The 26,385-nt window shown below is 69.1% G+C and carries 22 protein-coding genes; 9 read left to right on the top strand and 13 right to left on the bottom strand.

Annotated features, from left to right (window positions below; all coding sequences use genetic code 11):
• Positions 1-221: 221 nt before the first annotated feature.
• Positions 222-971 carry a Nif3-like dinuclear metal center hexameric protein gene (locus tag F793_RS0103505; RefSeq protein ID WP_018881394.1) on the bottom strand — a complete coding sequence of 250 codons (750 nt, stop codon included), beginning with the start codon at positions 969-971 and terminating at the stop codon, positions 222-224.
• Between the two features lie 42 nt (positions 972-1,013).
• On the opposite strand from F793_RS0103505, the gene F793_RS0103510 reads away from it, so the two are divergent.
• On the top strand, positions 1,014-2,135 hold the full coding sequence (locus tag F793_RS0103510) for a S1C family serine protease (RefSeq protein ID WP_018865634.1): 1,122 nt from the start codon (positions 1,014-1,016) through the stop codon (positions 2,133-2,135).
• A 26-nt stretch (positions 2,136-2,161) separates the two neighbouring features.
• Here F793_RS0103510 and F793_RS0103515 read toward each other — a convergent pair whose 3' ends face one another.
• The 6 genes from F793_RS0103515 to pepN form a co-directional block, all read right to left on the bottom strand.
• Complete coding sequence (locus tag F793_RS0103515; RefSeq protein WP_018882422.1) at positions 2,162-3,070, bottom strand: copper resistance D family protein; 909 nt, start codon at positions 3,068-3,070, stop codon at positions 2,162-2,164.
• Between the two features lie 3 nt (positions 3,071-3,073).
• On the bottom strand, positions 3,074-3,439 hold the full coding sequence (locus F793_RS0103520) for a copper resistance CopC family protein (protein ID WP_018882423.1): 366 nt from the start codon (positions 3,437-3,439) through the stop codon (positions 3,074-3,076).
• A gap of 109 nt (positions 3,440-3,548) precedes the next feature.
• Positions 3,549-4,973, bottom strand: a complete 1,425-nt coding sequence (locus F793_RS0103525) for a multicopper oxidase family protein (RefSeq protein WP_018882424.1) — start codon at positions 4,971-4,973, stop codon at positions 3,549-3,551.
• Positions 4,973-6,538, bottom strand: a complete 1,566-nt coding sequence (locus F793_RS0103530; RefSeq protein WP_026333046.1) for a TolC family protein — start codon at positions 6,536-6,538, stop codon at positions 4,973-4,975. The genes F793_RS0103525 and F793_RS0103530 overlap by 1 nt, the downstream gene beginning before the upstream one ends.
• Before the next feature lie 144 nt (positions 6,539-6,682).
• Positions 6,683-7,123, bottom strand: coding sequence for a hypothetical protein (locus F793_RS0103535; protein WP_018882425.1), 441 nt, complete (start codon positions 7,121-7,123; stop codon positions 6,683-6,685).
• 235 nt (positions 7,124-7,358) lie between these two features.
• The gene (gene pepN, locus F793_RS0103540) at positions 7,359-9,998 is read right to left on the bottom strand and encodes an aminopeptidase N (protein WP_018882426.1); all 2,640 of its coding nucleotides are present in this window, start codon (positions 9,996-9,998) and stop codon (positions 7,359-7,361) included.
• 391 nt (positions 9,999-10,389) lie between these two features.
• Here pepN and F793_RS0103545 point away from each other — a divergent pair, with 391 nt between their 5' ends.
• Positions 10,390-11,211: a TatD family hydrolase gene (locus tag F793_RS0103545; RefSeq protein ID WP_018882427.1), complete on the top strand. Its 822-nt coding sequence runs from the start codon at positions 10,390-10,392 to the stop codon at positions 11,209-11,211.
• A gap of 120 nt (positions 11,212-11,331) precedes the next feature.
• A complete protein-coding gene (locus F793_RS0103550; RefSeq protein ID WP_018878149.1) occupies positions 11,332-11,877 on the top strand; it encodes a glycine cleavage system protein R in 546 nt (181 codons plus the stop codon).
• A gap of 151 nt (positions 11,878-12,028) precedes the next feature.
• Here F793_RS0103550 and F793_RS0103555 read toward each other — a convergent pair whose 3' ends face one another.
• From F793_RS0103555 to F793_RS0103565, 3 genes are all read right to left on the bottom strand, one after another.
• A complete protein-coding gene (locus F793_RS0103555; RefSeq protein WP_018881402.1) occupies positions 12,029-13,513 on the bottom strand; it encodes a RimK family protein in 1,485 nt (494 codons plus the stop codon).
• Positions 13,506-14,675 (bottom strand): GNAT family N-acetyltransferase/peptidase C39 family protein, encoded by a 1,170-nt coding sequence (locus tag F793_RS0103560; protein WP_018881403.1) that lies wholly within the window; start codon positions 14,673-14,675, stop codon positions 13,506-13,508. The genes F793_RS0103555 and F793_RS0103560 overlap by 8 nt, the downstream gene beginning before the upstream one ends.
• Before the next feature lie 98 nt (positions 14,676-14,773).
• Complete coding sequence (locus tag F793_RS0103565; RefSeq protein WP_018882428.1) at positions 14,774-15,442, bottom strand: haloacid dehalogenase type II; 669 nt, start codon at positions 15,440-15,442, stop codon at positions 14,774-14,776.
• A 118-nt stretch (positions 15,443-15,560) separates the two neighbouring features.
• Between F793_RS0103565 and F793_RS0103570 the strand changes: the two genes are divergently transcribed.
• From F793_RS0103570 to F793_RS0103595, 6 genes are all read left to right on the top strand, one after another.
• Positions 15,561-15,785 carry an addiction module protein gene (locus tag F793_RS0103570; protein WP_018138966.1) on the top strand — a complete coding sequence of 75 codons (225 nt, stop codon included), beginning with the start codon at positions 15,561-15,563 and terminating at the stop codon, positions 15,783-15,785.
• The gene (locus tag F793_RS0103575; RefSeq protein ID WP_018138965.1) at positions 15,782-16,081 is read left to right on the top strand and encodes a type II toxin-antitoxin system RelE/ParE family toxin; all 300 of its coding nucleotides are present in this window, start codon (positions 15,782-15,784) and stop codon (positions 16,079-16,081) included. Before F793_RS0103570 ends, F793_RS0103575 begins: the two co-directional genes overlap by 4 nt.
• Positions 16,082-16,194: 113 nt before the next feature.
• Positions 16,195-16,515: a BolA family transcriptional regulator gene (locus F793_RS0103580; protein ID WP_018865620.1), complete on the top strand. Its 321-nt coding sequence runs from the start codon at positions 16,195-16,197 to the stop codon at positions 16,513-16,515.
• Between the two features lie 10 nt (positions 16,516-16,525).
• On the top strand, positions 16,526-17,731 hold the full coding sequence (locus F793_RS0103585; RefSeq protein ID WP_018882429.1) for an alkaline phosphatase family protein: 1,206 nt from the start codon (positions 16,526-16,528) through the stop codon (positions 17,729-17,731).
• Positions 17,732-17,792: 61 nt separating this feature from the next.
• Positions 17,793-18,095 (top strand): hypothetical protein, encoded by a 303-nt coding sequence (locus tag F793_RS0103590; RefSeq protein WP_018878143.1) that lies wholly within the window; start codon positions 17,793-17,795, stop codon positions 18,093-18,095.
• Between the two features lie 18 nt (positions 18,096-18,113).
• Positions 18,114-22,658, top strand: coding sequence for a DEAD/DEAH box helicase (locus F793_RS0103595; protein WP_018882430.1), 4,545 nt, complete (start codon positions 18,114-18,116; stop codon positions 22,656-22,658).
• Positions 22,659-22,887: 229 nt separating this feature from the next.
• Here F793_RS0103595 and hisC read toward each other — a convergent pair whose 3' ends face one another.
• Genes hisC through F793_RS0103610 form a run of 3 tightly spaced genes read right to left on the bottom strand, consistent with a single transcriptional unit; the run spans position 22,888 to position 26,385 of the window.
• Positions 22,888-23,982: a histidinol-phosphate transaminase gene (gene hisC / locus F793_RS0103600; RefSeq protein ID WP_018880006.1), complete on the bottom strand. Its 1,095-nt coding sequence runs from the start codon at positions 23,980-23,982 to the stop codon at positions 22,888-22,890.
• Positions 23,979-25,280: a histidinol dehydrogenase gene (gene hisD, locus F793_RS0103605; RefSeq protein ID WP_018882431.1), complete on the bottom strand. Its 1,302-nt coding sequence runs from the start codon at positions 25,278-25,280 to the stop codon at positions 23,979-23,981. Before hisD ends, hisC begins: the two co-directional genes overlap by 4 nt.
• 37 nt (positions 25,281-25,317) lie before the next feature.
• On the bottom strand, positions 25,318-26,385 hold the full coding sequence (locus tag F793_RS0103610; RefSeq protein WP_017942744.1) for a 3-deoxy-7-phosphoheptulonate synthase: 1,068 nt from the start codon (positions 26,383-26,385) through the stop codon (positions 25,318-25,320).

Raw genomic sequence — 26,385 nt, forward strand, 5'->3', positions numbered from 1 at the left:
TCTGGGCGGGCTGTAAAATCCGATAGAATTCCCGAACACGCTAATAAGGTCAAGTAGATTACTGCCTTAAGACCGAGCATTGCGCTTGGTCACGCGCGTCGAAAACCTACATAACCAACTGATTACAGACGGGCGCGGACGGGGTGTCCGGCACGCCCCCAAAGCGAACAGGCTGCACTGCAATCTCGCACGCAGTCGCGTGCGGGCGGGATCACCCCCGCTCAGGCGGGATTGTCGATCTCGATAAACTGGTGTTCGAGACCGAAGCGCTCCGCGCACCACTGGCCCAGGGCCGGGGCCCCGTAGCGCTCGGTCGCATGATGTCCGGCAGCGAAGTAGTGCACCCCCAGCTCGCGCGCCTCGTGGGTGGTCTGCTCGGAGATCTCGCCACTGATGTAGGCATCCACTCCCTGTGCCGCGGCCTCGGTAAGCAGGGACTGGGCCCCGCCGGTACACCAGGCGATGCGGCGGATGGGATGGTCACCGGCCTCCACGCACAGCGCCTCGCGCCCCAGCACGTTGCTGATATGCGCCTGCATGTCGGGCGCCGACATCACCCGCGCCGGGCTCCCCACCTGGCCGACGCCGTCCTCGCGCAGCACACCGTCGATCGCGAATCCCAGGCGCCCGGCCAACTGGGTGTTGTTGCCAAGCACAGGGTGGGCATCCAGCGGCAGGTGGTAGGCGACCAGGTTGATGTCATGCGCCAGCAGCAGGCGCATGCGCTCGCGCTTCATGCCGGTCACCTCCTGCGGTTCGCCCTTCCAGAAGTACCCGTGGTGCACCAGGATCAGGTCGGCCCCGGCCTCCACCGCCGCCTCCACCAGCGCCAGGGAGGCGGTCACCCCGCTGACGATCCGACGGATCTCGCGGCGCCCCTCCACCTGCAGACCATTCGGGCAGTAATCGCGGAAACGCTCCGGCTCGAGCTCCGCATTCAGTGCCTGCATCAGTTCATCGCGATTGACCACGGCGGGATCCCCTGTTGAACGCTGATTCGGTATATTCGACATATGGTGAATTTCTCTCGCTTTCTGCTGCAAGCCGCGCTGACCGGCATTGCCCTGGCCGTGGTGATCGCGGTGTTCTTCCCCGAGATCCTCGGCCGCGACGAATCCGGCGCCGATCTGCAGGTCGCCGAACCCGTGCCGGCCCCGGGCGCCACGGGTGCGCCGGCCAGCTACGCCGACGGCGTACGCCGCGCCGCACCCGCGGTCGTCAACATCATGACCTCGCGCACCATCGACCGGCCCTCCGGCCTCGGCCTGCATGAATTCTTCGGCCAGCCCCTTCCGCCGGGTGAACAGGAGCAGTCCAGCCTCGGTTCCGGGGTCATCATGACCGAACAGGGGCACATCCTCACCAATCACCACGTGATCGAGGAGGCTGATGCCATTGCCATCATGCTCCCCGGCGGCGAGGCCCACCCCGCCGAGATCATCGGCATCGATCCGGATACCGACCTTGCCGTGCTGCGCGTGCGCGCGCCGGGGCTCGGTGTGGCCACGGTGGGGCACTCCAGCGACCTGCGGGTGGGCGACGTCGTGCTCGCCATCGGCAACCCCTTCGGCGTCGGCCAGACGGTGACCCAGGGGATCGTCTCCGCCACCGGGCGCAACCAGCTCGGGATCAACACCTTCGAGGACTTCATCCAGACCGACGCGGCGATCAATCCGGGCAATTCCGGCGGCGCGCTGATCAATGCGCGCGGCGAGGTCGTCGGCATCAACACCGCGATCTTCTCGCGCTCCGGCGGCTCCCACGGCATCGGCTTCGCGATCCCGGTGGATCTGGCGCGCAGCGTGATGACCGAGATCATCGAACAGGGCTATGTCGCCCGCGGCTGGCTGGGGATCGAGGTCCAGGCAATGAACCGCGAACTGGCCGAATCCTTCGGCCTGGACACGCCGCGCGGCGTGCTGGTCGCCGGCATCCTGCGCGAGGGGCCTGCGGAAGAAGCTGGAATCCGACCGGGGGACATCATCACCCACCTGGACGGCAGCAGCGTGAACACCCCGCGAGAAGCGCTCAACGTGATCGCCCGCACCTCGCCCGGCGCGACCCTGGACATCCGTGTCCAGCGCGAGGGCGAGGACGTCGAACTCGCCGCCACGGTCGCCCAGCGACCCATCTGACGCCGAACCGCTAGCGCCCGCGTCGCCTATCCACCGGCCGGCGAACTGACCGTGGTCAGTACCGCGGTCAGCAGCAGGATCGACCCGACCAGACCGCCCTCCAGCGCGATACTGCGGCGCAGCCGCCCGGGGGCCCCGGGTTCGCCGCGCTCGAACGCCGGCACCAGCCGCCACTTGTTCGCGGCGGCCAGCAGCAGGAGCAATCCGACGATCAGGACCTTGCCGATCAGGAACTGCCCATAGCCCGTGGTGAGCAATGGCGTGACACCGCCCAGCAGCAAGGCCGCCAGCACCACACCGGCCAGCACCAGCAGCCCGACCCCGAACACCGCCACCTGGCCGAAGCGCGCCAGGATGCGCGCGGCATCGCGACCCGCCGGCGGGTGCCCCGCCAGGCGATACAGCGGCCACAACGAACCGATCCAGAAGGCCGCGGCCAGCAGATGAAGCACCAGCAGACCACCCAGCAGGACACGCGGCTCGTCGACCGTGTGCCCGACCTGCACGAAGGCGAGCATCACCAGCAATACGCCGGCAAGGCTGAGACCGTAGCCCAGCCCCGGCAGCCGCCGGGCATCCAGCAGGATCGCCTGCACCAGCAACAAACCGGTCACGGCCAGGATTAGCCGGGTTCCCTGCGCCCCCTCGAACACCATGCCGAGCAGCATCGGGTCGAAGGCGGCCGCACCATTACCACCCCCGAGGTATCCGGCCTGCAGCGGCCACTGGACCAGGGCCAGCACGATCGCGACCCAGGCCGCGATCGCACCCATGCGGCTGGCCGCCCGACGATCCGGATCGGGCAGATCCGGAAACGCCAGGCGAAACAGCACCGCCCCGGCCGCCAGCAGGGCACCTGCATAGAATCCGGTCGCCACCAGGATCATGGCGACCGTCCAGGCATCCACACCGGCAAGCGCGGACAACCAGGCCACGGCCTAGTTCTCCACCGTGAAGCGGAAGGTCCCGGACATCATGTGGCCGTCACGGGCCAGACCGCGCCAGCGCACCTCGTAGCGGCCCGGTTCCAGATCACCGGCCGGACGCACGTGGTACTCCTCGGTCGGGTCATTGCCGGGCTGGTCTGCCAGGGACACCCGGCCTCGCGGGCCGATCACGTCGAACTGGGTAATGCGCATCGCGCCATCGAAGTGAATCCCGATCTCCTCCGGGGTGCCCTGCACCGTGGAGCCGTCCTCCGGGACGTTCCCCATCTCGCCTTCGTGGGCCAGCAGGGGGCTGGCGAAGGCCAGCAGCAGGGCCGCCAGGGCCGCACGGAGGGTGTTGCGAGTACGAATCTTCATTTTTCGGTTCCTCTTCTCGTTCAAGTGCAGTCGTGTCGTCTCGGAGTCCGCCGGCCGCAGGCCACCGGGGCCGCCTTGCAGCAGTCCCGGCGCCCGCGCCGGTGGATCCTCAGTGGTTGTGGCCGCCGTGGCCGTTGTGTCCTCCATGCCCCCCAAGACCTCCATGCCCACCGTGGGCATCGCGGCTGGGGGTCGGGAGCCCGTCGGAATCCGCACCCGCGACCTTGCCGCGGCGCACCGGACTGCCGAAATCGGGATCACTGCTCACGCGGCGGGCCACCTCCCCGTCCGGGTGCCAGTACCAGCCCGGATCACGGAAATCCCCGGGCTCCAGGTCGTCGCGCACCTTGATCAGGGTGAACATGCCGCCCATGCCGATGTTGCCGAACGGCCCCTGGCCCATGCCCATCGCCAGGGTGTTCTCCGGCCCGCGCATATGCCCGCCATCGGTGTGGTCCTGGTGATCCGCCATGCCGTGCTCGCCCATCGCCATGTAGCCCGGCAGCAGGCTGCGGATCTCCTCCTCCAGACCGGACTGGTCCACGCCCAGGGTGTTGGCGATGCCGTGCCCCATCGGGTTCATGGTGTGGTGGGTCATGTGGCAGTGGAACGCCCAGTCACCCGGCGGGGCGACGAACTCGATATCGCGGGTCTGGCCGACCGCAACGATCTCGGTGGTCTCCTTGCGCCACTGGCTGCGCGGCCAGCGCCCGCCATCGGAGCCCGTCACCTCGAATGACACCCCGTGCACATGCATCGGGTGGTTCCACATCGACAGGTTGCCCATGCGGATGCGCACCCGCTCGCCGGTCTTCGCCACCAGCGAGTCGATGGCCGGGAACACCTTCGAATTCATCGACCACAGGTCGAAGTCGACCATGATCGACGGGTCCGGCGTACGCGTGCCCGGGTGCAGGCCCCAGTTGTGCAGCAGGATCGCGTAGTCGCGGTCCACCGGCTCGATCTCGCCGTCCTTCGGATGGATGATGAACATCCCCATCATCCCCATCGCCATCTGCACCATCTCGTCGGCATGCGGGTGGTACATATGCGTGCCGTGCTGGTTCAGTTCGAACTCGTAGACGAAGGTCTCCCCCGGGTGGATCGGCGGCTGGGTCACGCCCTTCACCCCGTCCATGCCCGAGGGCAGATGGATGCCGTGCCAGTGCACCGAGGTGTATTCCGGCAGGCGGTTGGTCACGTAGATACGGACCTTGTCCCCTTCGACGGCTTCGATGGTCGGGCCGGGCGTAGTGCCGTTGTAGCCCCAGCACTTGGCCACCGAACCGGGCGCGAACTCGTGCTCGATCTCCTCGGCGACCAGGTGGAACTCCTTCACACCGTTGTTCATCTCGTACGGCAGGGTCCAGCCGTTCGGCGTGTGCACCGGCATGTAGCCCTGTTCGGTGCGTTCACCGGGCGTGGCGTCACCCTCGTTGTGGTGCTCGTGGCCCGTTTCGGCCATTACCCGGGTCAGGGTGGTTGCCGGCAGCATTGCCGCGCCGGCGGCCAGCAGGAAGTTACGCCGTTTCATCAGTGATGCCCTCCGTGACCGTCGTCGCCGTGGTCACCGTGATCGCCATGGTCATGATCCTCGTGATCCTCGTGATCCTCGTGATCTCCGTGATCTCCGTGATCTCCGTGATCTCCGTGATCCCCGTGATCCCCGTGATCCCCGTGATCCCCGTGACCGCCGTGACCGCCGTGACCGCCGTGACCGCCATGGTCACCGTGATCCATCTCGGACGGGTCATGTTCGAGCGCGTCGGTTTCGAGATAACCCTCGTCACCCGGCGCCCCGCCCGGCAGCTCGCCGGCCACCGTAAAGGCCAGATCCACCCAGGCCCGCCAGTAGTCACCCAGCGCGGCCACGGCTCGCTGCCAGTCAGCCAGTTCTTCCTGCTTGGTCACCAGCAGGTCGAACACATCGTCGAACATGAAGTTCACGCGCTCCTGCATACGCTCCAGCTCGATCTCGCGAGCCGGAAGCAGTTCGTAGCGCTTGGTGCTGAACTTGTCGCGGTGATGGGCCAGGCGGACGAAGTGCTGATGCACATCGGCGGTCACCGCCTGCTCCAGCTGGGCCCGTCGGGCCTCGCCGTCCTCCAACCGCGCCTCGGCGCGGGCGATGCCGGCCTGGTTCTGGTTGAAGATCGGCAGGGTGAAGGAGATGCCACCGCCCCACAGGCGGGTGCCGTCCGTCTCGCGCTCGAACTCGATACCGGGCTCGATGTCACCCAGCCAGCGATAGCGCCGCACCAAGGCCACCCCCTCGGTGAGCCCCTCCAGGGCATGGTCCAGGGCCCGCAGGTCCAGACGCTGCTCCAGCGCCTGCTCGACCAGGGCATCGCGATCCTCCACACCGGCCAGCGGCAGCGGCAGCTTGCCGGGGACCTCCCAGCCATCCACCTGGCCGGGCAGCCCCATCAGGTGGGCCAGGCGCAGACGGGTCTCGCGCTCGCGCTTACGTGCATCCTCAAGCTTCAGCCGGGCCTCGGCCGCGCGGATGCGCAGCTGTGCCCGCTTCAGGTCGGGGATATTGCCGGCGTCATAGAAGCGCTCGCCCAGCAGCGAGCCGAGATCCGCGGCACGGGTCTCCAGCGCCTGTACCTGGACCCGCTGGCGCGCAGCCACCGCGTCATACCAGGCACGCTCGGTGTCCGAGGCCAGGGCCACCATGCCTTCGGCCAGCTGCAGGCGGGTGGACTCCCAGTGGGATTCGGCAATGTCCTGACGCGCACTGCGCATCAGCAGGCGGGAAATACCCCAGGCCAGACCAACCCCGACCTCGTTGCCGCCACCGCCCTCGGGGCGCATCACCGACAGCGACAGGGAGGGGTTGGAGAACTGGGCGGCCTCGACCACGTCGGCGGCCGTCAGATCCAGCTTGGTGTAGGCCTGCTGCATGCGCGGGTTGCGCCACAGGGCCTGATGAATGACCTCCTCGAGCGTCAGCTCGCCAGAGGGCCGGGGCATCTCCGACTCGGGCAGGTCGATCCCCTGCACCGAGATGTCCTCCGCCAGTTCGGAGCGGTCCAGCTCGGGCGCGGTGACTGCGCAACCGGCGAGGAACAGCACCGAAACGACGGGGAGCAGCAATCGGGTTGCTCGCATCGTGAAAATCTCCTTGATCGGACTTCGACTCCGCATCCCGCGCGAACGCGCGACACGGCCTTGCCATCCGCCAACCCCGGGTGGAATCCGGGCATACGGACAGCCCCGGCGCTCGGGCCGGTAGTCAGATCAGGAGAGGATCGGGGGTCGGTACAACGCGGCCGCAGGCGGGCCACTCTGGAAGGAATACAGGCTCATGGCCTGCGTGACCGGGGTCAGCAGATGCATACCGGTGATGGACGGCATGCCCTGGCAGTGGCTGCAGGCCGAGCAACTCGCCAGGCAGGCCGCGTCCACGCAATCCGCGTGCACGATCACTCCGCTGGCGTCAGAGGAATCGGATGTTTCATGGGCGTGGTCACCGCCATGCCGGGTATCGGCATGATCGTCATGCGCATGGTGATCATGGTCGTCGCCGTGCGCGTGATCATGCGAATGATCATGGTCCGCGTGATCCGCCGCCTTGTCGCCCTGCGACTGGGCCCCGTGCATCGCATGCCCGGCGTGACCGTCGTCCTCGCTCGCGACGGCCGCAAGCGCCGGCAGGCCGGCAATCGCCAGCACCAGCATCCAGCACAGCAGTCGATGGAAGACCCGTTTCACGTCAGCCAAACCCTCATCTCAAGAGGCATCACCCCGATAACCCGCCGATACGCTACCACAGCCCGCACACCTCAGCGCACCCCTGTGGGAGCGGGCTTGCCCGCGAATGCCCCTGCCCGCATCCGGCTTTGGCGGGGGCTTCGCGGGCAAGCCCGCTCCCACACACACATTCCCGTCACCGCCGCGGCGAGAGAATCACCGCCTACTCCGCCAGCGCGCGCTCGATCACATCGCGCAAATCGCGCGACAATCCGAGCGCGGCGAGGCGTTCGAGTTCCGCACGCATCTGTCCGCCGCGAACGCTGTCCACCTTCTGCCAGCGCGTCAGCGGCTGGGCCAGGCGCGCGGCGGTCTGCGGGTTCATCGCGTCCAGCTTCTCGACGAAGCCGCCCATGCGGCGGTAGCCCTCGCCGTCTTCCTGGTGGAAATGGCGCTCGTTGCGCGCCATGAACGGCCCCAGCACCGCGCGCACCCGGTTCGGGTTGGTCCAGCGAAACCCGGGATGCTCCAGCAGCGCCTCCAGGCGCTCGAAGCCGCCCGGGACCTGGCTGCCGGCCTGCAGGCCGAAGTACTTGTCCAGCACCAGCGGGTCGTCGCGGTAGCGCTGCTCGAAGTCCGTCAGGAGCACCTCGCGGGCCTCGTGATCCAGCTCGTTGACCGCATTCAGCGCACCCATGCGCATGGTCATGCTGCGCGCCTTCTGGTATTGCGCCAGGGCCTCGGGCACTGCGGCCTGGTCGCGGGCCGCCACGCGCAGCGCCAGCAGGCGGTTGCGCAGCTGGCGGAGGCCCATCGCCTCGGCGGTAAAGGCGCCGTTGTCGACGTCGTCCAGCTTCGGCTGGATCTGCTGCATCGCACCGGCCAACGGGGCGTAGAGCCGCTTCTCCAGGTCGTCGCGCTCCATGCGCAGGCGCACCGGATCGACACGCTCGAACAGCTCGGCCAGCTCGCGCGTGGGCGGCAGCTGCAGGATGGTCGCCAGCAGCACCGGCTCGATCGCCGGGTCCTCGATCAGGGCGTGCAGGGCGTGCTCGATGGCGGCCTCCAGCGCGGAGTCGGCGGCGTCGTGCTCGATGCGCGCACGGATCGCGCGACGGAACAGGGTCTGCGCCGCCTCCCAGCGGGAGAAGGCATCGTCGTCATGCGCCAGCAGGTGGGCCAGCTCGTCCACGCCCTGGTTGGCGTTCAGGATCACCGGGGCGGAGAAGCCGCGCAGCCAGGAGATCGCGGCCACCTCGGCGGACAGGTCCTCGAAACAGAAGGTGTGCTCGGCGGCGTCCAGCTCCAGCACCCATTCGTCGCGCGCGGCGTCGTCGCCTTCCCGGCGCGCGCGGATGCGCTGGCCGTCCGCATCGAGAAAGGCCATGCCCATCGGGACCACCAACGGCTCCTTGTGCGGCTGTCCCGGGGTCGTCGGGGTCTCCTGCGCGAGCGTGATACGGGCCGGGCCACCGGGACCGTCGAACGCGGTGCCTGCGGTCACGTGCGGGGTGCCGGCCTGGGTGTACCAGCGCTTGAAGCGGGAGAGGTCGCGCCCGCTGGCCTCGGCCATCACCGCGACGAAGTCGTCGGTGGTTACTGCCTGCCCATCGAAGCGCTCGAAGTAGAGATCCAACCCGCGGCGGAAGGTCTCGCGCCCGATCAGGGTGCGCAGCATGCGGATCAGCTCCGCGCCCTTCTCGTAGACGGTCAGGGTGTAGAAGTTGTTGATCTCGGCGTAGTGGTCCGGGCGCACCGGGTGCGCCAGCGGGCCCGCGTCCTCCGGGAACTGGAAGGCGCGCAGCATGGCGACATCGTCGATGCGCTTGACGCCGAACAGGGTGCAGTCGGTGGTGAACTCCTGGTCGCGGAAGACCGTGAGCCCTTCTTTCAGCGACAGCTGGAACCAGTCGCGGCAGGTCACGCGGTTGCCGGACCAGTTGTGGAAATACTCGTGGGCGATCACCGACTCGATGGCGACAAAGTCGCTGTCGGTGGCGGTGTCGGGGCTGGCCAGCACGTACTTGGCGTTGAACAGGTTCAGCCCCTTGTTCTCCATCGCCCCCATGTTGAAGTCGTCCACCGCGACGATCATGTACACGTCCAGATCGTATTCGCGGCCGAAGGCCTCCTCGTCATAGCGCATCGCGCGCTTCAGCGAGGCCAGTGCGTGGTCGCAGCGATCGGCGTTGTGCGCCTCCACAAACAGCTCCAGCGCGACCTCGCGCCCGGACGTGGTGGCGAAGGTGTCGCGCTGGCAGGCCAGATCGCCCGCGACCAGTGCGAACAGGTACGACGGCTTGGGGAAGGGGTCCTCCCACACCGCGTAATGGCGCCCGCCGTCCAGTTCGCCGGCCTCCACGCGGTTGCCGTTGGCCAGCAGCACCGGGTACTGCGCCCGGTCCGCCTCCAGCCGCACGCGGTAGGTCGTCAGTACATCCGGGCGATCGGGGAAGAATGTGATACGGCGAAAGCCCTCCGGTTCGCACTGGGTGCAGAGGTTCCCGCTGGAGGCGTACAGGCCTTCCAGCGCAGTGTTCTGCTCCGGGTGGCAGTGGCTGACGATCTCCAGCCGCGCGGCCTCCTTCAGTCCGTGCAGCAGAAGCCCATCGGCGTCGTGCTCCACCAGACCTTCCGCGGGCGCGACGCCATCCACCGACAGCGACACCAGCTCCACGCCATCGCCATACAGGCGGAGCGGCGCATCCGGCTCCACCGCCTGCGGATTGCGGCGCACCGCCATGCGCGTTGTCACCTCGGTGGTCGCCGCCGCCAGATCAAAGTCCAGCTCCAGGTTCTCCACCACAAACGCCGGCGGCTGGTAATCACTCAGATAAACCGCCTGGGGACTCGCATCACGCATTCCAAACTCCAGATCAAAAGCTCTACGAAAGGTTTAACACGCTCACGCCGCCACAGCCCCAAACCCGGACCACAGCCCCGCTATTGCAACGCCGGGGTTCCTCACAGAGATTACTCGCTGCGCTCGCCCTCCGGGCCGGCCTGCGGCCGTTCAACGCGCTTCGCGCTTTTGTGCCACGTCGCTATGCTCCTCGCGATGACGCTACTGGTTTCCCGTCATTGCGAGGCGCCGAAGGCGCCGCGGCAATCTCCCAAAGCTGGCAGAGCGATGGGCTCGCACGCCGTGACAACCCACGGCCGCGCAGCGCACTGCGCGTTCTTGGGATTCGCCCCATCGCAATGACGGCGCCGGGGATCTGGCGCTGCGCGTCCAATCCGTTAGCATACCGCGCATGGAATGGATCGATATCTGCTTCAACCTCACCCACGAATCCTTCAACAAGGAACGCGACGAGGTCCTCGAGCGCGCCCGCGAGGCCGGCGTCTCCTGGATGCTGATCACCGGCGCCGACGCCCACCAGAGCGAGAAGTGCCTGGAGATCGCCGACCAGTACCCGGACTGCTGCCGCGCCACCCTGGGCGTACACCCGCACCTGGCCAGACAGTGGACCGACGCGATCGCCGCGCGGTTCAGTGACCTCGCCCGCGCGGACGCCAACGTCGTCGCCATGGGCGAGATGGGGCTGGACTACAACCGCGACCACTCGCCGCGCCCGCAGCAGCGCATCGCCTTCGAGGCCCAGCTGGAGCTGGCCGCCGATCTCGGCCTGCCGGTGTTCCTGCACGAGCGCGACGCCCACGACGACTTCGCTCAGATCCTGCGCCGCTGGCGCGACAAGCTGCCGGCCGCTGTGGTGCACTGCTTTACCGGCGAGGCCGACGCCCTGGCCGAATACCTCGACCTCGACTGCCACATCGGCATCACCGGCTGGGTCTGCGACGAACGCCGCGGCACCCACCTGCACCCGCTGGTCCCGCGCATCCCGCGCGGCCGCCTGATGATCGAGACCGACGCCCCCTACCTCCTGCCGCGCAGCCTGCCCAAGGGCTCCGGCAAGAAGATCGGCAACGGCCGGCGCAACGAACCCGCCTTCCTGCCCCACATCGGCGAATACGTGGCCCAGCTGCGCGACGAGACCCCGGAAGACCTCGCCACCCACACCACCGCCACCGCCCGCGCCTTCTACAACCTCCCCGAAACCGCCGACGCCTGAGAGCAGCGATGCTGCCGATCGTCGAGCGGTGGCGCCGTGAGCAACATTCAGCGCATTGTCATGGCCTGCAAGGGCGCGCAGGATGGTTGGTCCGATAGCGATTCGTGTGAGGAAGTGCGTATGAAGACTTCGGTGATTCTGACGGTGATCGGGCCGGACCGGCCGGGGCTGGTGAGCGCGGTGGCAGCACGGGCGCGAACGTCGGGCGGCAACTGGCTGGAAAGCCGGATGTCGCAACTGGCCGGGCAGTTTGCCGGGGTGGTACTGCTGGAGGTGGATACCGAGAATGCGGACGCGCTGGAGGCGGCGCTGCGCGAACTGGAGGGTGACGGGCTGCAATTACATGTCCAGCGGGGCAGCGAGCTGCCGCCAGCGGCGCGGCATCCCGTGGTGCTGGACCTGATCGGACACGACCGGCCGGGAATCGTGCAGGACATTACCGCCGTGCTCTCGCGCCACGGCGTGAGTGTCGAGACGCTGGAGACGGCCTGCGAGCCGGGCTCGATGACCGGCGAGCCGATGTTCCGCGCAAAGGCCCGCCTGGGCGTGCCGGAAGGCCTGGACCTGCACACGCTGCAGGACGACCTGGAGGCCCTGGCCAACGAGTTGATGGTCGACCTCGAACTCCACGACCCGCTGCAGGAACCACCCGAGGCCGTAGCCTGACCGCCGCCCGACACAGGTAGGCAACATCCTGCAACCGTAGGGTGCCGTTGAGCGCAGCGAAACGCACCACTCCCCGCTCGGTGCATCCCCCGATGCGATTCGCTTCGCTCATCGCATCCTGCGACGTGGCGACGGGCAGACCCCGTTCCAATCAGGGTGCTGCGCGGTGGCGGCGGGCGGCGTCGAGGCGGCGGACGAAGTCCTGCATCAGGGTGGTGTAGAGGGTCTCGCCGAGGACCTTGTCCTCGATGCCGGCGTCGAGGTTGGGGTTGTCGTTGACCTCGATGACCATCACGCCGCGCGGGGTCTGCTTGAGATCGACGCCGTAGAGGCCGTCGCCGATCAGGTTGGCGGCCTTCACGGCCGTCTTGACCACGGCGGCGGGCACGTCCGCCAGTGCCAGGGTGCGGAAGCCGCCCTCGCGCGGGCCACCCTTGGCGTCGTGATTGACGATCTGCCAGTGCTTGCGCGACATCAGGTACTGCGAGGCATACAGCGGCTGGCGGTTGAGCACGCCGATGCGCCAGTCGAACTCGGTGTAGACAAACTCCTGGGCGAGGATCAGATCGCTCTCCTTCAAGAGGCGTCGGGCGATGGATTCCAGCTCGGCGCGGTCGTTCGCCTTGAACACCCCGCGCGAGAAGCTGCCGTCCGGGATCTTGAGCACCACGGGATAGCCGATCTGTTCCTCCGCGCGCAGGATGGTCTCGCGGGTGAGGATCACGGTCTTTGGCGTCGGCACGCGATGGGCGGCCAGGCGCTCAGCCAGATAGACCTTGTTGGTGCAGCGCAGGATGGAGTCGGCATCGTCGATTACCACCATGCCCTCGGCCTCGGCCTTGCGCGCGAAGCGATAGGTGTAGTGGTCGATGGCGGTGGTCTCGCGGATGAACAGGGCGTCGAACTCCGCCAGTCGTGGCAGATCGCGCGCCTGGATCAGCTCGACATCCATCCCCTGTTCCTGCCCGGCGCGGGCGAAGCGCTTGAGCGTGGCCGGCGTGGACGGGGCCATCGCCTCGTCCGGGTTGTGCAGGATGGCCAGCTCGTAGCGCGCGCTGCGTGCCCCGCGGCGGCGGCGCCAGGGTTTGGAGAGGTAGCGCTCCAGCGCGGCGAAGAAGGCCGGCTCCTGCTCGGGTTCCAGCGCGTTCAGCGCGAACGAGCGAAGGGCGTGGATCTGCCAGCGTCCCTGCAGCCGGAACTCCACCCGGAACATCGGCGCGGGGAACAGGGCGAACAGCTGGCCGGCGATCTCCTGCAGCGCCGGCTCGTCGCACTGGCCGAACAGCACGGTCAGCTCCAGGCGCTCGGGCTGCGCGCCCTGGCGGCTGCGGCCCAGAACGCGTGCCACGCGCTCGTCCAGTTCCTCGGTATCCAGGCTGTAGATGGACTTGCGCGACAGGTCCTGCAGGGTGCGTACGCTGGGGATCACCCGGTGCCCGCGCGCCTCCGCCAGCAGCGAGCCGTAGTACCCGGCGGACAGGTAACGCTGGCTGCGGCACAGGTTGATCACACGCAGGTTGGCCGGGTCGTCGGCAGCGGGGCCACGCAGGTAGTCGTCAATAGCCATGACCGGAAGGTCGGGGAAGTGCGACTTCCAGTCCGCCCGGCGCTCGACCAGGATGCGGTGCTCAGGCATGCGCGCCCTCCGCCGTACGGCGCGGGCCGACGATCACCGCCGCCTGCAGCCCCGCGCGGCCGTAGCGCGCCATGCGCTCGAAGTCCGCACGCGCGATCGGCATGTTCACCGAGTCCACCGCGCGCCCCCCTTGCTCCACGTCCACGAACGGGTCATGCACGTAGACAAAGCGCTCGTCGAAGCCCGTCACCGTGACCCAGTGCGGGAAGCGCTCGGCATACAGCCGCACGCTGCTGATCAGCACCACCGGCACCCCGCCCTCGGCAAAGCGCGCCTCCAGCTGGGATACGTTCACCGGACCGTGCACCACCGGCACCCCCAGCTGTTCCAGCTCCTCGACCATGTCCTCCTGCACCAGCTGCATCACCTCCTTCTTCTCCGCGCTGCGCACGGAATCCGCGAACGCCACGCCGCGATCGCGCACCAGCAGTTCCACCTCGAACCCGCGATGGGCCGCGGCCAGCGCGAGCCCGTACGGCCCGCAGCCGCCGTGGCCCGAGGTCATAAAAATCGTGGTGGCGTCGCGCCACAGGCGCAGCTCCAAGCGCCGGTCCAGCTTCAGCGCCGGGTCCACCGTGCGCATCGCCATCATCAGCGCGGCCGGGCCGCAGGTGAACTCCAGCGTCTGCGCATAGTAGGGCGCGCGTACCAGCGCCGGATCGGGGCCGATCGCCAGCGACTTCTGCAGCCGCAGCGCATCCATGTGGTCCTCGTAGTAGTCGTCGATGGTGCCGAAGTCGCGATAGCCGAGCCCGCGGAACAGGGCCAGGCTGGCCGCATTGTCGCGCCGCACCTCCAAGCGCAGATCGGTCCGCCCGTGCTGGCGCGCCGCGTCTTCCGCCGCCTCCACCAGACGCCGTCCCAGCCCCTGGCCGCGCGCCCGCGCGCTGACCGCAATCGAGTACAGCCGCGCCAGCGACGTACCGCGGCTGAACAGCAGCATCACGTAGCCGAGCAAGCCCTCCCCGCCGGCATCCTCCGCCACCAGCGTGACCGCATGCCCACGCGTGAGCAGGTAGCGAAATTGCCGCCGCGAGATGCGATCGATCTCGAACGCCGCATCTTCCAGCGCGACTAGCGCCTCCAGATCCTCCACCGTGGCCGGACGGATCAAGGGCGATTCTGCGGCGGGCGCGACCCGTTGCTTGACCTGCTGGCTCACGCTCCTCTCCCGGCGGCGGACCGATCTCCATCGTAGCGCAACCACCGGGCGCCAATAGCCCGCTCCAGCAGGAATATTTGCCGACGGCAAGACCCCGGCTAACGCAGTGCCCTGGCCAGTTCGTCCAGGCTGCCGATGGTGGCCGTGGGCTCCCCACCCCAGGGGTCGAACAGCCGCTGCCGCGCCCGGTCGAGCCAGACCGTACGCATGGCCGCAGCCTGCGCACCGATCACGTCGAAGGGGTTGCCTGAAACCAGCCATGCCTGCTGGGGCAGCACATTCGCCCTCTGCAGGAAATGCCGGTACACGCGCGGGTCCGGCTTGAAGCAGCCGATCTCGTCCACGCTGACGAGATCCTCGAAGCGATCCTCCAGGCCGGCGTTCCGCAACAGCCCGCTGACCGTCTCAGCCGTCCCGTTGGAGAACGCAAACAGGCGGTGTCCGTCCGCGCGCAGCTCGTCCAGGGCCGGCCCTGCATCGGCGAAGGCCGGGAGCTCTCGGTAGCACCGCAACAACTCCGCCTCCTGCTCCGCTTCGAGCGCGATACCCAGTGCCTCGCAGCAGTACCGCAACGCCTGCTCGGTGCAGGTGTCGAAATCCGCGTACGCCCCCATCAGCCCGCGCCGGAAGGTGTACTCCAGCTGCTTCTCGCGCCAGGCCCGCGCCAGCACCGGCGCCCGCTCGCCCATCCACCCTTCGAGCGTCGCCGTAACCCCCTGGGTATCGATCAGCGTCCCGTACACATCAAACGCCAGCGTCTGCCGCATAGCCCCTCCCGGATGTAACCACCAAACCGCCATCTCGCACTACCGGCCGCAAGATGCCAGTATGAGAATTCCGCTTGCGCCGGTCATCGCCCCCCAGCGATACCAGGAAGATGGTGACATGAAGATCAAAGACCTTATTGACGAAGCCGAGTCCCTGCCCGTGGAAGAGCGCGCTCTGGTGGTCGATTCCCTCCTGCGCAGCCTGAACCCGCCCGATGCGGGCGTGGACCGCAAATGGGCGGAGGTCTCGCGGAAGCGCCTGGAAGAGATCCGCTCGGGCACAGTCGAAGCGATTCCGGGCGAACAGGTCTTCGAGAGGATATGGAGCCGGTTTGAACGATGAGTTTTCGCTTTCACCCGGAAGCGGAGCAAGAACTCACCGAGGCCGTTCAGTACTACGAAGAAATCGAGCCCGGCCTCGGGAACGATTTTGCAGTTGAAGTGTTTGCAGCGGTGCAACGCGCCATCGCCTACCCGCGTGCCTGGACCGTTCTGGAGGGCGAAGTGCGGCGCTCATTCGTGAAGCGGTTTCCGTACGGGGTTCTCTACGCAGAAGAGGACGGGGGCATCCTGATTCTCGCGGTCATGCACCTGCATCGCCACCCGGATTACTGGAAGGAACGCACACGGGAAGGCTGATGACTGCCCCCCCAGACAGCGGCAGCCATGCGGCTGGCCAAGGATCTGGACATGCGGGTACGACACGGCACACTGAGTGCGATGTCCCGTCAATCGAAGCACTGGAGTCGTCGATGAGCATGCAGGAGACCATTACCCGGAAGCTGGAGGAGCGCTTTGCGCCCGAGCATCTGGAGGTGGTGAACGAGAGCCACATGCACAACGTGCCGCCGGGTTCGGAGTCGCATTTCAAGGTGACGGTGGTGTCCGACGCCTTTCGTGATCAGAAGCTGATCGCGCGGCACCGGCTGGTGAATCAGGCCCTGGCCGACGAGCTGGCCGGGGGCATCCATGCCCTGGCGCTGCACACGCTGGACCCGGACCAGTGGTTCGAGCGTGCCGGCAAGGTCGCCGACTCCCCGCCCTGCATGGGTGGCGACGGCGGCAAGGCCTGATCGCTTGTCGATGACGGCTAACGCCGCGGCCGACTCGGTCGTGGATGACATCCTGCGCGCCCGGCTGGAAGCGCCGGGGCTGATGGACCTGCTCGGCCAGATCGAGGCCAGCCTGAACCCGGTGGCCAGCCACCCGCCGCTGGCGGGTGTATCCGAACACCTGGGGCCGGACCGCCATATCGTGCTGTGGCTGATCGACGGTTTTGCCACCCGCTATCGCCGCCACACGCCGCTGCTGGGCGCGGACTACGTAACCGACCTCGAGACCGTGTTCCCCAGCACCACGGCGACCGCGATCACCAGCATCCTGACCGGGCGCGCACCCGCGCAGCACGGCCTGCTCGGCTGGCACACCCGGCTGCCGTCTGCCGAGCGCACGCTGACGGTGCTGATGGGCCAGGAGCGCGACGCCGAGGACCGCCCGGCCACGCTCGGCTACCGCGAGCTGACCGGCCGCGTACGGCCAGACCGCCTGGTCGACCGGCTCGGCTGCCACACCACCATGATCGGCCCGGACTGGATCGGCGGCACACCCTACAACCGCATGATGAACGGCTCCGCCGCGTTCATCGGCTTCGAGGACCTGTCCGAGCTGCCGGCACGAGTGGCCGCGCATGTGAACGCGACGCCGGGGCCGCATTTCACCTACGTCTACTGGTCGGAGCTCGACCACCTGGGCCACGCCTACGGCCCGGAGAGCCCGGAGGTGGAGCGCCATCTGAAGCAGCTGGACCTGGCCTACACCGCGACCTGCGCGCAGATCCAGCGCCCGGAGAGCGTGTTCCTGACTACCGCCGACCACGGCATGCGCACCATGGAACGCCGCCTGGACCTGCGCGAGCACCCGGCGGTGCAGGCCTGCCTGCGCCACCGCCTGACCGGCGAGCCACGTGCCGCCATCGCCCACGTGCGGGAGGGCCTCAATACGGAGTTTCGCCGCGCGCTGCACGCGGCCTTCGGTGAGGACGTGGCCGCAATCCCCGCCGCCGACTGGCTGGGGCACGGCACACTGGGCCTTCCGCCTGGGCATAACCGGGAGCACCCCGAGCTGCGGGCGCGCGCCGGCGACTACCTGCTGCTGCCGGCGGAGGACGCCTACCTGGTAGACCCGCCGGACGACGACGAGGGGCCATTCTTCATTGGCGCCCACGGCGGACTGTCCCCCGAGGAGCGGCATATTCCCCTGTTTCTTCGGAATATCGGCCAGTCGCGGTAAACTGCCGGGTTCGTTCGCGATCGAAGGATCGCGGCTAGCCGAAAACCGATTTCGAGAATCCATGAACGACACCGCCGACCAGACCTACAACAACGCTGCCCAGAACCTGATCGAGCTGGCCAACCGGCTCGCCGACGACGGCCAGGCCGCCGAGACCGGCGACGTCGCCGACGGCCTGCTGGCCGGTGCCGTGCACTTCTGGCTGTACAGCCGCCAGCCCTGCGGCGATCCGTTGTGCGAGGACTGCGCCCCGTTCTCGGACGCCGAGAGCCGCCTGGCCATGCTGCACGAGCTGATCGACGAGCTGGCGCGCGACAGCGACTACTTCCACGCCACCACCGACACCACCGTCGGCCACGCCTGACGCGTCATACGCGAGCCGATGCCGGTCACGCCCTTTCGCCCCGCGACCGATACCTGGTTCGGCGAGGCCTTCGGGCAGGCGACCGCGATCCAGTCGCGCGGCTGGCCCGCGATCCGGGCCGGCCATCACTGCCTGCTGATCGCCCCCACCGGCAGCGGCAAGACCCTCGCCGCCTTCCTCAGCGCCATTGACCGCCTGACCGGCGAGTCCGCACCGGATGCCCGGCGCGTCTACTCGGTGCTGTACATCTCGCCGCTGAAGGCGCTGGCCACCGACATCGAACGCAACCTGCGCGCCCCGCTGACCGGCATCGCTCAGACCGCCGCGCGTCTGGGCGAGACCGCGGGCCCGACCGCAGGCGAGCCGGTGGTACACATCCGCACCGGCGACACCCCGCAGTCCGAGCGCCGCGCCCAGGCGCGCGAACCCGGCGACATCCTGGTGACCACGCCGGAGTCGCTGTACCTGCTACTGGGCTCGAAGGCCGCCGAAAACCTCGAGTCCATCCACACGGTGATCATCGACGAGGTGCATGCGCTGGCCGGCAACAAGCGCGGCGCGCATCTCGCCCTGTCGCTGGAACGCCTGGCCGAACGCTGCGGCGAGGACCCGCAGCGCATCGGGCTTTCCGCCACCGTGCACCCGGTGGAGGTGGCGCGCGGCTTCCTCGGCGGCGACCGCGAGGTGGAGGTGATCGACGCCGCCGAGCCACCGCGCCTGGACCTGGAGATCCTCGCCCCCGAGGAGCCACCCGCCGAGCACGCAGAACCGACCATCGAAGGACCGGAGGCACAGTGCCCTTCACCATCCGGCCCGATCCCGTCCGGCTCCATCCTCGGCGCGGTGTACAGCCAGGGCACCGGGCAGCTCCCCACCGCTGGCGGCGACCGCGCCGCACGCCTGGAGCCGCGCCTGCTGGCCGCGATCCTCGAGCACCGCTCCACCATCGTGTTTGTGAACAGCCGCGGGCTGTGCGAGCGACTGGTCCAGCGCATCAACGAGGCCTGGCGCGAACAGCAGCCGGAGGACGCCGAACCGGTGGAGGACCTGGTCGCCGCCCACCACGGCAGCGTCTCGCACAAGCGCCGCGCCGAGATCGAGGGCCGGCTGAAGACTGGGCGCCTGCGCGGCATCGTCGCGACCAGCTCGCTGGAGCTGGGCATCGACATGGGCGCGGTGGATCTGGTGATCATGGTCGAATCCCCCGGTGCGGTCGCGCGTGGCCTGCAGCGCGCCGGGCGTGCCGGGCACGGGGTGGGCCAGGTCTCGCGCTCGCTGCTGCTGCCACGCTTTCGCGGCGACCTGCTCGAATGCGCGGTGATCGGCGAGCGCATGCAGGCCGGCGCGCTGGAACCGATCCATGCCCCGCACAACCCGCTGGACGTGCTGGCCCAGCAGCTCGTCGCGATGGTCTGCGAACGCCCGCGCACGGTGGACGAGCTGCACGCTCTGGTCCGCCGCGCCGCGCCCTGGCGCGAGCTGTCGCGGGCGCTGCTCGAGGCCACGCTGGACATGCTCTCCGGCCATTACCCCAGCACCGACTTCGCCGACCTGCGCCCCTGGCTCGCCTGGGACCGCGCCCGCGACGAACTGACCCCGCGCCGGGGGGCGGCACTGGCCGCGCGCCTGAACGCCGGGACCATCCCCGACCGTGGGCTGTACGGCGTGCATGTTGGCGAGGGCGGGCCGCGCATCGGCGAGCTGGACGAGGAGATGGTGTTCGAGCTGAAGACCGGCGAGAACGTGACCCTGGGTGCCAGCACCTGGCACGTGGAGGCGATCACCCGCGACCGCGTGCTCGTCTCCCCGGCCCCCGGCGAGGTCGGCAAGCTGCCGTTCTGGCATGGCGACGGCCCCGGCCGCCCGATCCAGCTCGGCCAGGCCATCGGCGCCGCCACCGAGCGGCTGGCACGCATGGGCCGCGCCGAGCGCGCGGCCTGGCTCAGGGAACACGCGCCACTGTCGGAGGCGGCGGTGGAGACCCTCAGCGACTACATCGACGAGCAGCGCGAGGCCACCGGACAGCTGCCCTCCGACCAGCGCATCGTGGTCGAACGCTTCCGCGACGAGGTTGGCGACTGGCGCGTCTGCATCCTGACGCCATTCGGCGCGCGCGTGCACGCCCCCTGGGCGCTGGCCCTGCAGGGCGCGCTGACCAGCCACTCCGGCTTCGAGGTGCAGGTGATGTACACCGACGACGGCATCGTGCTACGCCTGGCCGACAGCGAGGACCTGCCCGAGCTGGACGCCTTGTTCCCCGACCCGGAGGAGCTGGAGGAGGCGGTCACCCGCGAGCTGGGCAACTCCACCCTGTTCGCCAGCGCCTTTCGCGAGAACGCGGCGCGCGCCCTGCTGCTGGTGCGCAACCGCCCCGGCCAGCGCACCCCGCTGTGGGCGCAGCGGCTGAAGTCGCAGCAGCTGCTGGCCTCGGTGCGCGAGTACGCGAGCTTCCCGGTGGTGCTGGAGACCTACCGCCAGGTACTGGCCGACGTGTTCGATCTGGACGCCCTGCGTCAGATCCTGCGCGGAGTGCAAGAGCGGCGCATCCGCGTGCACGAGGTGGAGACGCCGCAGGCCTCGCCGTTCGCCCGCAGCCTGGTGTTCGCCTATGTCGCGGCCTACATCTACGAGCAGGACGCGCCGATGGCCGAGCGCAAGGCCCAGGCGCTGACGCTGGACCGCGGCATGCTGGCCGAACTGCTGGGCCAGGCCGAACTGCGCGAGCTGATCGACCCCGAGGCCCTGGCCGAACTGGAGGCCGAACTGGCGCACGCCACCGAGGCGACCCGGGTGCCGGACGCCGACGCCCTGCACGACCTGCTGCGCCGGCGCGGGGACCTGAGCTCGGACGAAGTGGCGGCCGCCTGCGCCGAGGCACCGGGGCCATGGCTGGAACAGCTCGCCCAGTCCCTGCGGGCGGTGGAGGTGCGCATCGCTGGCGAGCCGCGCTGGATCGCCGCCGAGGACGCCGCGCTGTACCGCGATGCCCTCGGCGTGGTGCCCCCGCCCGGCCTGCCCGCCGGCTTCCTGGAACCGCCGCAGCGCCCGCTGGAACAACTACTGCGCCGCTACGCCCGCACCCACGGCCCGTTCCGCAGCGAGGACCTGGGCGCTCGCTATGGCCTCGCGCCGGGCGCCCTGCTGCCGGCGCTCGAGAGCCTGGAGCGCGCCGGCGTACTGCTGCGCGGCGAGATCCGCCCGCAGGGCACCGGCGAGGACTGGTGCGAACTGGACATCCTGCGGCGACTGAAACGCCGCACCCTGGCGCGGCTGCGCGACGAGGCGGCCGCGGTCGATGCCCGTGCGCTGGGCCGCTTCCTGCCCGCCTGGCAAGGCCTGACCGAGCCCGGCCGCGGGGCCGGCGCCCTGCGCGACACGCTGACGCAACTGGAGGGCATCGCCCTGCCCTGGTCCGCCTGGACCGCCCACGTACTGCCGATGCGGGTGCGCGACTTCTCGCTGGATGCGCTCGACCGCATCACCGCCTCCGGGGAGTTCGTATGGGTGGGCAGTGGTGCGCTGGGCCAGCGCGACGGGCGCATCCGCTTCCTGCGCCGCGAACAGGCAATGGTGCTGCTGGAGCCGGAGGCCGATGCCACGGATACCCCCACCAACGACGACCCGCTGGCGCAGGCGATCCTGGAGGCCCTGGACCGGCGCGGCGCCTGCTTCTACCTGGAGCTGGAACGCGCGGCCCGCAGCGCACAGCCGGATGCCCGCCAGGACGCGATCGAAACCGCGATCTGGGACCTGGTCTGGGCCGGGCAGATCACCAATGACACCTTCGCGCCGCTGCGCAGCCTGGGCCAGCGCAGGACCTCCGCGCGCGGCCGGCGACGCCCGGGACAGGGTCTGGCCGGCGGGCGCTGGTCACGGGGCGCCGAGCTGATCGACCCCGGCGTGTCGCTGACCGAGCGCGCCCGCGAACAGGCCGAGAACCTGCTGGCCCGCTACGGTGTGGTCAGCCGCGATATGGCCCGCGCCGAGGGCCTGCCGGGCGGCTTCGGGCGCGTGTATCCCGTCTACCGCGCGATGGAGGACACCGGCAAGCTGCGCCGCGGCCACTTCGTGGAGGGCCTGACCGGCGCGCAGTTCGCCCGCGCCGGCGCAGTGGACCGCCTGCGCGCCCTGGAACGAGCGGCCGACGACACCCCCGAACCGCAGTGGCTGGCAAGCGTCGACCCGGCCAGCCCCTGGGGCCAGCTCCTGCCCTGGCCGCAGCCGCCGGAAGCGGCCGAGGGCCGCCTGCGCCGGGTCGCCGGGGCGCTGGTAGCCCTGGCCGGCGGCCAGCCGCTGCTGTACCTGGCCGCCTCCGGTCGCCAACTGTTCGTCTGGGAGACCATCCCCGGCATCGACACCGGCGAGGCCCACGCGGCACTCGTCACCGAGGCGATTCGTCAGCTCGCCAGCAGCGCCTGGCTGCCGAAGCGCCGCGGCGTGACCATCGAGAGCATCAACGGTGAACCGGCGCGCCAGTCCCCGTTCGCCGCCGCCCTGCGCGCCGGCGGCGCACTGGGCGAGGTGCGCGGCCTGCGCCTGGAGCCACCCGCCGGCCGCCGCTAACCCACCTTGCAGGGAAAGGGCCAGGAAGGGCTTTTCACCACAGAGCGCACAGAGGCCACGGAGAAGTTCGGTTTGTGGTCTGCAGGAAGACGGGGAGGTTGGAAGAAGGGCTTTCGGGTTGTGGAGGATTGGGCGAAATTCGTCGCAGCGCGGCGTTCACATGCCCCCAGCCAGTAGGAGCCTGCTCGCAGGCGAAGCCCCTGCCCATGGTGGTGCAACCCGGAAGTCGTCAGGTGGAGAGGACCTGCCCTAGGGCGGCGAGGAACGCGTCGTTCTCGTCGGGCCGGCCGACGGTTACGCGCAGGCAGTCGGCGAGCAGGGGGTGCGCGCGGCCGACGTCCTTGATCAGGATCCCGGCGTCGCGCAGGGCGGCGAAGGTCGCATGCCCCGCCCCGGCGCGTACCCGGAACAGGATGAAGTTGGCCTGGCTGGGAAAGACCTGCTCGACGCCCGTCGTCGCAGTCAGGCGCTCGCTCAGGCGGTCGCGTTCCTCGATGATGCCTCGGGCCTGGGCATCCAGCGCCTCGCGGTGCTCCAGGGCGAAGGCCACGGAGCGCTGGGTCAGGGTGTTGATGTTGTACGGCAGGCGCAGGCGGTCCAGCGCGTCGACCCAGGCCGGGGTTCCGGCCAGATAGCCGAGCCGTGCGCCGGCGAGGCCCAGCTTGGAGACCGTGCGCATCACCATCAGCCCGTCATCCTCGCCAACGCGCGCGAGGAAGCTGTGCGCAGCGAACGGGGCGTAGGCCTCGTCGACCACGGTGACGCCCGGGTTCTCGTCGACGATCGTCTCCACGGTCGCGGCGTCGTCGAGCGTCCCGGTGGGATTGTTGGGATAGGCGAGGAACACCACGGCCGGGTTGTGCTCGGCCATCGCCTTGCGCATCGCCGCGAGATCCAGGGTGAAGTCCGCGTTCAGGGGCACGCCGACGAACGGCACACCCAGCGCACGGGCCAGCACCCCGTACATCACGAAGGTCGGCTCCGGGGCCAGCACCGGTCGGCCGGAGCCGGCGATCGCCGTGATCAGGATCTGAATCAGTTCGTCGGAGCCATTGCCGAACATCAGCCCGGCCGCTTCCGGCACCCCGTGGGCAGCGCGCACCTGTGCAGCCAGACCCTGCGCCTGCGCGTCGGGATAGCGGTTCAGTTGCGGATCACGCAGGGCCGCCAGCCAGGCGTCTTCCAGCTCCCCCGGCCAGGGATGCGGGTTTTCCATCGCGTCCAGCTTGATCAGGCCGGTGGCGTCGGCCACCTGGTAAGCCGGCTGCGCCAGCACCTCCGGGCGCATCAGGGCGTCCGGAGTCCGGGTCGCACGGGCGGTCATCGAGTGCGCAGTTCGGCCGAACGGGCGTGGGCGGTCAGGCCCTCGCCGTGGGCCAGCGCCGCAGCGGTCTCGCCCAGCTTGGCCGCGCCCTCGGCCGAGCAGTGGATGATGCTCGAACGCTTCTGGAAGTCGTACACGCCCAGCGGCGAGGAGAAACGCGCAGTACGCGAGGTCGGCAGCACGTGGTTGGGGCCGGCGCAGTAGTCGCCCAGGGCCTCGGAGGTATAGCGGCCCATGAAGATCGCGCCGGCGTGACGCAGGCCGGCGTCCAGCATCGCCTGCGGATCGGCCACGGACAGCTCCAGGTGTTCCGGGGCGATGCGGTTGGCAACGGCAACGGCCTCGGCCGAGTCGCGTACCTTCACCAGCGCCCCGCGCTTGTCGAGGCTGGTGCGGATGATCTCGGCGCGCGGCATCTCGGCCAGCAGGCGGTCCATGGCCTCGGCGACGCGGTCGAGGAAGGCCGCGTCCCAGGACAGCAGGATGGACTGGGCCTGTTCGTCATGCTCGGCCTGCGAGAACAGGTCGGCCGCGATCCAGTCCGGGTCGGTCTCGCCGTCGCAGACCACCAGGATCTCCGACGGGCCGGCGATCATGTCGATGCCGACCGTGCCGAACACCTCGCGCTTGGCCGCCGCGACGAAAATGTTGCCGGGGCCGACGATCTTGTCCACCGCCGGGATGGTATCGGTGCCATAGGCCAGGGCCGCCACGGCCTGGGCGCCGCCCACAGTGAACACGCGGTCCACCCCGGCCACGGCGGCCGCGGCCAGCACCAGGTCGTTCAGTTCACCGCCCGGGGCGGGCACGACCATCACCAGCAGCTCGACGCCCGCGACCTTGGCCGGCACCGCGTTCATCAGCACCGAGGACGGATAGGCCGCCTTGCCGCCGGGCACGTACAGCCCGACGGAATCCAGCGCGGTCACACGCTGACCGAGGACCGTGCCGTCTTCGTCGGTGAAGTCCCAGTCCTGCATCTTCTGGTGTTCGGCGTACTGGCGGATGCGCGCGGCGGCGGTCTCCAATGCCGAGCGCTGCTCCGGCGGGATCGACTCCAACGCGGCCTGCAGGCGCTCGTGCGGGATCTCCAGGTCCGCGACCGCAGGGCGATCGAGGCGATCGAATTTGGCGGTGTAGCGCAGCACGGCCGCGTCACCCTCGGCGCGCACGGCCCCCAGGATCTCGTCCACCGCATCGCGTACGCCGGTGTCGGCAACGGACTCCCAGGACAGCAGGTGCTCCAGGGCCTTGTCGAAATCGGGCTGCTGGGTATCGAGTCGGGCAATGGAGGGCATGGCGTATTCCTCGGTTCAGACGGGCACGGACGTCTTGTCAGGCAGGCACGGGCGTCTTGCGGCGGGCCCGCACGGCCTCGGCCAGCAGGCGCAGGGTGGCCTCGCTGTCGTCCCAGCCCATGCAGGCATCGGTAATGCTCTGGCCATATTTCAGCGGCTTGCCGGGCAGGATGTCCTGGCGGCCGCCGGTCAGGTGGCTCTCCAGCATCACACCCATGATGCGTCGGTCACCGCCGGCGATCTGTTCGCCCAGCACCCGTGCCACCTCGACCTGCTGTTGCGGGTCCTTGCGGCTGTTCGCGTGGCTGCAGTCGACCATCACCATCTCCGGCAACTCGGCCATGCGCAGCTCCTTGCAGGCCTGTTCGATGCTCGCGGCATCGTAGTTCGGCTGCTTGCCGCCGCGCAGGATGATGTGACAGTCGTCGTTGCCGGTGGTGGAAAAGATCGCCGAGCGACCGGCCTTGGTCACCGACAGGAAGTGGTGCGGGCGCGAGGCGGAGCGGATCGCGTCGATCGCCACCCGCAGGCTGCCGTCGGTGGAGTTCTTGAAGCCCACCGGGCAGGACAGGCCGGAGGCCAGTTCGCGGTGCACCTGGCTCTCGGTGGTGCGAGCGCCGATCGCGCCCCAGGCGACCAGGTCCGCGATGTACTGCGGGCTGATCAGGTCGAGGTATTCGGTAGCCGCCGGCATGCCCTTGACCGCCAGATCGCGCAGCAGCCCGCGCGCCACGCGCAGGCCCTTGTTGATGTGGAAGCTGCCGTCCAGGTCCGGGTCGTTGATCAGGCCCTTCCAGCCGACCGTGGTGCGCGGCTTCTCGAAATACACCCGCATCACGATGTGCAGGGCATCGGAGAGTTCCTCGCGCAGGGTCTTCAGGTGATCGGCATAGTCCAGCGCGGCATCCACGTCGTGGATCGAGCAGGGGCCGACGATCACCTGCAGGCGATCGTCCTCACCGTGCAGGATGCGATGGCAGGCCTGGCGTGCCTCGAACACGGTGTCGGCGGCCGCATCGGTGATCGGCAGCTCCTCGCGGACGGTGTCCGGGGCGGACACCTCCTGGATTTCGCGGATTCGGAGGTCGTCGGTATCGGCGGTCAT

The organism is Thioalkalivibrio sp. ALE22 (assembly GCF_000381445.1).
GTDB lineage: Bacteria > Pseudomonadota > Gammaproteobacteria > Ectothiorhodospirales > Ectothiorhodospiraceae > Thioalkalivibrio.